This is a genomic window from Nocardioides nanhaiensis (assembly GCF_039542785.1).
GTDB lineage: Bacteria > Actinomycetota > Actinomycetes > Propionibacteriales > Nocardioidaceae > Nocardioides > Nocardioides nanhaiensis.
In genome coordinates this window covers 1-5,633 of sequence record NZ_BAABIM010000008.1, presented here as the reverse complement: position 1 = coordinate 5,633, position 5,633 = coordinate 1, and the positions used below count along the sequence as shown (strand labels likewise).

The following is a 5,633-nucleotide window of genomic DNA, read 5'->3' as shown; positions in this document are numbered from 1 at the left end:
AATGTTTGTCCGGCGGCGTCCTACTCTCCCACAGCCTCTCGGGTGCAGTACCATCGGCGCTGGCAGGCTTAACTTCCGGGTTCGGGATGGGACCGGGTGTTTCCCTGCCGCTATGGCCGCCGTAACTCTAAAACAACCAACCCCGGTTTACCAGACCATGTCTGGGCCAGAACTGTGTCTGGGCGGGTGGTTGTGGATCGTGGACGCGACCAACACAGCCCACAGGCTGTCATCGGTTCTTCGTAGTACGCGGTGTTGTGTCTTGTTGGGGGTTTGTCAGGCAAGCCCTCGGCCTATTAGTACCGGTCGGCTGGGCATCACTGCTGTACACCTCCGGCCTATCAACCCCATCATCTGTAGGGGGCCTTACCCAATCAAGTTGGTGGGAAACCTCATCTTGAAATGTGCTTCCCGCTTAGATGCATTCAGCGGTTATCACGTCCGAACGTAGCCAACCAGCCGTGCCCCTGGCGGGACAACTGGCACACCAGAGGTTCGTCCATCCCGGTCCTCTCGTACTAGGGACAGCTTTTCTCAAGTTTCCAACGCGCGCGGCGGATAGGGACCGAACTGTCTCACGACGTTCTAAACCCAGCTCGCGTGCCGCTTTAATGGGCGAACAGCCCAACCCTTGGGACCTACTCCGGCCCCAGGATGCGACGAGCCGACATCGAGGTGCCAAACCATCCCGTCGATATGGACTCTTGGGGAAGATCAGCCTGTTATCCCCGGGGTACCTTTTATCCGTTGAGCGACCACGCTTCCACTCGCCGTGGCCGGATCACTAGTTCCGACTTTCGTCCCTGCTCGACATGTCTGTCTCACAGTCAAGCTCCCTTGTGCACTTACACTCAACACCTGATTGCCAACCAGGCTGAGGGAACCTTTGAGCGCCTCCGTTACATTTTAGGAGGCAACCGCCCCAGTTAAACTACCCATCAGGCACTGTCCCTGATCCAGATCATGGACCTAGGTTAGACATCTAGTACGACCAGAGTGGTATTTCAACGATGACTCCACACACACTGGCGTGCATGCTTCACAGTCTCCCACCTATCCTACACAAGCCGAACCAAACACCAATACCAAACTATAGTAAAGGTCCCGGGGTCTTTCCGTCCTGCCGCGCGTAACGAGCATCTTTACTCGTAGTGCAATTTCGCCGAGTCCATGGTTGAGACAGCGCCCAAGTCGTTACTCCATTCGTGCAGGTCGGAACTTACCCGACAAGGAATTTCGCTACCTTAGGATGGTTATAGTTACCACCGCCGTTTACTGGGGCTTAAATTCTCCGCTTCAACAACCAAAGGTCGTCTAACAGGTCCTCTTAACCTTCCAGCACCGGGCAGGAGTCAGTCCGTATACATCGTCTTACAACTTCGCACGGACCTGTGTTTTTAGTAAACAGTCGCTTGGGCCTGGTCTCTGCGACCATCACCGCATCACGGAGCAAGTCCGATCACGGATCCGGTCCCCCTTCTCCCGAAGTTACGGGGGCATTTTGCCGAGTTCCTTAACCATGGTTCACTCGATCGCCTTGGTATTCTCTACCTGATCACCTGAGTCGGTTTGGGGTACGGGCGGCTCGGTACTCGCTAGAGGTTTTTCTCGACAGCATAGGATCACCCACTTCCCCCATACGGGGTCGGCATCACCTCTCAGGTGCGGCATCAAAGCCAGGAATCCGGATTTACCTAGATCCCACCCTACGGGCTTACCCACGCAACAACCATCGGCGTGGTTGGGCTACCTTCCTGCGTCACCCCATCACTTGACTACTACCGGATCGGGTCCCGCGCTCCACTCACACGTCTCACCCCGAAGGGATCAATCACGTGAGCTTCGGGCGGTTAGCATCACCGGCCTCGTCATGGACGCACCTTCGCCGGTACGGGAATATCAACCCGTTGTCCATCGACTACGCCTGTCGGCCTCGCCTTAGGTCCCGACTTACCCAGGGCAGATTAGCTTGACCCTGGAACCCTTGATCATTCGGCGCACGGGTTTCTCACCCGTGATTCGCTACTCATGCCTGCATTCTCACTCGTGACGCATCCACCACTGGGTCACCCCGCAGCTTCACACGCGACACGACGCTCCCCTACCCACCCACACACCCTTTCGGGGATCTCATCCAAGAGACGTGTGAGTGCCATAGCTTCGGCGGGCGGCTTGAGCCCCGCTACATTGTCGGCGCGGAATCACTTGACCAGTGAGCTATTACGCACTCTTTCAAGGGTGGCTGCTTCCAAGCCAACCTCCTGGTTGTCACTGCGACTCCACATCCTTTTCCACTTAGCCGCCACTTAGGGGCCTTAGCTGATGATCTGGGCTGTTTCCCTCTCGACTACGGAGCTTATCCCCCGCAGTCTCACTGCTGCGCTCTCACTTACCGGCATTCGGAGTTTGGCTAACGTCAGTAACCTGGTCGGGCCCATCAGCTATCCAGTGCTCTACCTCCGGCAAGAAACACACAACGCTGCACCTAAATGCATTTCGGGGAGAACCAGCTATCACGAAGTTTGATTGGCCTTTCACCCCTATCCACAGGTCATCCCCTCAGTTTTCAACCTAAGTGGGTTCGGTCCTCCACGCGGTCTTACCCGCGCTTCAACCTGCCCATGGATAGATCACTTCGCTTCGGGTCTTGATCATGCGACTCAAACGCCCTCTTCGGACTCGCTTTCGCTACGGCTTCCCCACACGGGTTAACCTCGCCACACAACGCAAACTCGCAGGCTCATTCTTCAAAAGGCACGCCATCACACCCACACAAGTGCGAATGCTCTGACGGATTGTAGGCGCACGGTTTCAGGTACTATTTCACTCCCCGCCAGGGGTACTTTTCACCTTTCCCTCACGGTACTTGTCCGCTATCGGTCATCAAGAAGTATTTAGGCTTAACGGGTGGTCCCGCCAGATTCACACACCATTTCAGGGGTGGCGTGTTACTTGGGAAAACACAACAGGCAGGTGCGCGCTTACGCCTACGGGGCTATCACCCTCTACGGCGCCACTTTCCAATGGACTCCAGCTTCACACACACTTTCTTACTGCCACGATCGCCGGCAGACGACCACGCATGCTCCCACAACCCCCCTACCGCAACCCCTGCCGGGTATCACACGATAGAGGTTTAGCCTCATCCGATTTCGCTCGCCACTACTCTCGGAATCACTTTTGTTTTCTCTTCCTATGGGTACTGAGATGTTTCACTTCCCCACGTTCCCTCCACACACCCTATACATTCAGGTGCAGGTAACTGGACATAACTCCAGCTGGGTTTCCCCATTCGGACACCCCCGGATCACAGCTCGGTTGCCAACTCCCCAGGGCTTATCGCAGGCTCCAACGTCCTTCATCGGCTCTTGATGCCAAGGCATCCACCATGCGCCCTTCACAGCTTGCCAAACAAACACCCAACAACACACAACACCCACCAACATTCGCCAGGCACCGCATGCCGCTGAACATCCGCCAGCAACAAAACAAAACACTGCAAAGACAGCACTACAAAAAAACAACACCCACACACCCACCACCCACACGCAACTGCTCACACAGCCACACGAGTGATCGATACGCGGATGATGCTCGCGTCCACTATCCAGATCTCAAACAACCAGAGAACACCACACCCAACACCAGATCATCACGACCCGGCCGGCCTGATCCCTCAGGGCCCAACAGCGTGCCAGAACAACCCACCCACCAGCCCCCACCCACCACGTTCCACACCCCCCACCCGAAGACGAGGAGCAGTACTAGCAGCAGACAGGCACCCACAGGCGAACCTTCATCGATGGATTCCACTCAAGCGACACCCCACAACAGTGAATGACAACCCCCCAGCGAAAGTGCCGGGGCAGCGCACCCACCACGGGTGTGTCTCCTTAGAAAGGAGGTGATCCAGCCGCACCTTCCGGTACGGCTACCTTGTTACGACTTCGTCCTAATCGCCAGCCCCACCTTCGACCACTCCCCCCCGCAAGCGGGTTGGGCCATGGGCTTCGGGTGTTGCCGACTTTCATGACGTGACGGGCGGTGTGTACAAGGCCCGGGAACGTATTCACCGCAGCGTTGCTGATCTGCGATTACTAGCGACTCCGACTTCATGGGGTCGAGTTGCAGACCCCAATCCGAACTGAGACCGGCTTTTTGGGATTCGCTCCCCCTCACGGGATCGCAGCCCTTTGTACCGGCCATTGTAGCATGCGTGAAGCCCTGGACATAAGGGGCATGATGACTTGACGTCATCCCCACCTTCCTCCGAGTTGACCCCGGCAGTCTCCTATGAGTCCCCGGCATGACCCGCTGGCAACATAGGACGAGGGTTGCGCTCGTTGCGGGACTTAACCCAACATCTCACGACACGAGCTGACGACAGCCATGCACCACCTGTACACCCCCAAAAGAAGCCCCATCTCTGGAGCGGCAGGGTGTATGTCAAACCCAGGTAAGGTTCTTCGCGTTGCATCGAATTAATCCGCATGCTCCGCCGCTTGTGCGGGCCCCCGTCAATTCCTTTGAGTTTTAGCCTTGCGGCCGTACTCCCCAGGCGGGGCGCTTAATGCGTTAGCTGCGGCACGGAACCCGTGGAATGGATCCCACACCTAGCGCCCAACGTTTACGGTGTGGACTACCAGGGTATCTAATCCTGTTCGCTCCCCACACTTTCGCTCCTCAGCGTCAGGTAATGCCCAGAGAACCGCCTTCGCCACCGGTGTTCCTCCTGATATCTGCGCATTTCACCGCTACACCAGGAATTCCGTTCTCCCCTGCATACCTCCAGTCTGCCCGTATCGGAAGCAAGCACCGAGTTAAGCCCGGTGTTTTCACTCCCGACGCGACAAACCGCCTACGAGCCCTTTACGCCCAATAATTCCGGACAACGCTCGCACCCTACGTATTACCGCGGCTGCTGGCACGTAGTTGGCCGGTGCTTCTTCTCCACCTACCGTCACCCAGATCAACACTGAGCTTCGTCGGTAATGAAAGAGGTTTACAACCCGAAGGCCGTCATCCCTCACGCGGCGTTGCTGGATCAGGCTTCCGCCCATTGTCCAATATTCCCCACTGCTGCCTCCCGTAGGAGTCTGGGCCGTGTCTCAGTCCCAGTGTGACCGGTCACCCTCTCAGGCCGGTTACCCGTCGAAGCCTTGGTAGGCCATTACCCCACCAACAAGCTGATAGGCCGCGAGCACATCCCCCACCGAAAAAACTTTCCACACAGATCTCATGCGAAACTGTGTCATATCCGGTATTAGACCCCGTTTCCGAAGCTTATCCCGAAGTGAAGGGCAGATTACTCACGTGTTACTCACCCGTTCGCCGCTCGTGTACCCCCGAAAGGGCCTTACCGCTCGACTTGCATGTGTTAAGCACGCCGCCAGCGTTCGTCCTGAGCCAGGATCAAACTCTCCATAGAAAAACCATGTAAAGCCAAACCCAGCAAACAAACAACTAGCAAAAAAACTTGCCAGAATCATTGAATTGCCGAAAAAACCAACCACACCCACACACCCCACCCAACCCACCACAAAGGCAGACCAGACAAGACACACAGATGCAGTCGCACAAACTTCCATCGACTATCTGACACACTGTTGAGTTCTCAAGAATCAGACGCACAC

At 56.4% G+C, this 5,633-nt stretch carries 3 rRNA genes; all 3 read right to left on the bottom strand.

Going from position 1 to position 5,633, the window contains the following annotated elements:
• Positions 1-7: 7 nt before the first annotated feature.
• The 3 genes from rrf to ABD948_RS22080 all read right to left on the bottom strand — a co-directional run bounded on the left by rrf (position 8) and on the right by ABD948_RS22080 (position 5,428).
• Positions 8-124, bottom strand: a 5S ribosomal RNA gene (rrf, locus tag ABD948_RS22090).
• Between the two features lie 152 nt (positions 125-276).
• Positions 277-3,410 (bottom strand): 23S ribosomal RNA (locus tag ABD948_RS22085).
• A gap of 487 nt (positions 3,411-3,897) precedes the next feature.
• A 16S ribosomal RNA gene (locus ABD948_RS22080) occupies positions 3,898-5,428 on the bottom strand.
• The 16S, 23S and 5S rRNA genes sit together here, the layout of an rRNA operon.
• Positions 5,429-5,633 lie beyond the last annotated feature (205 nt).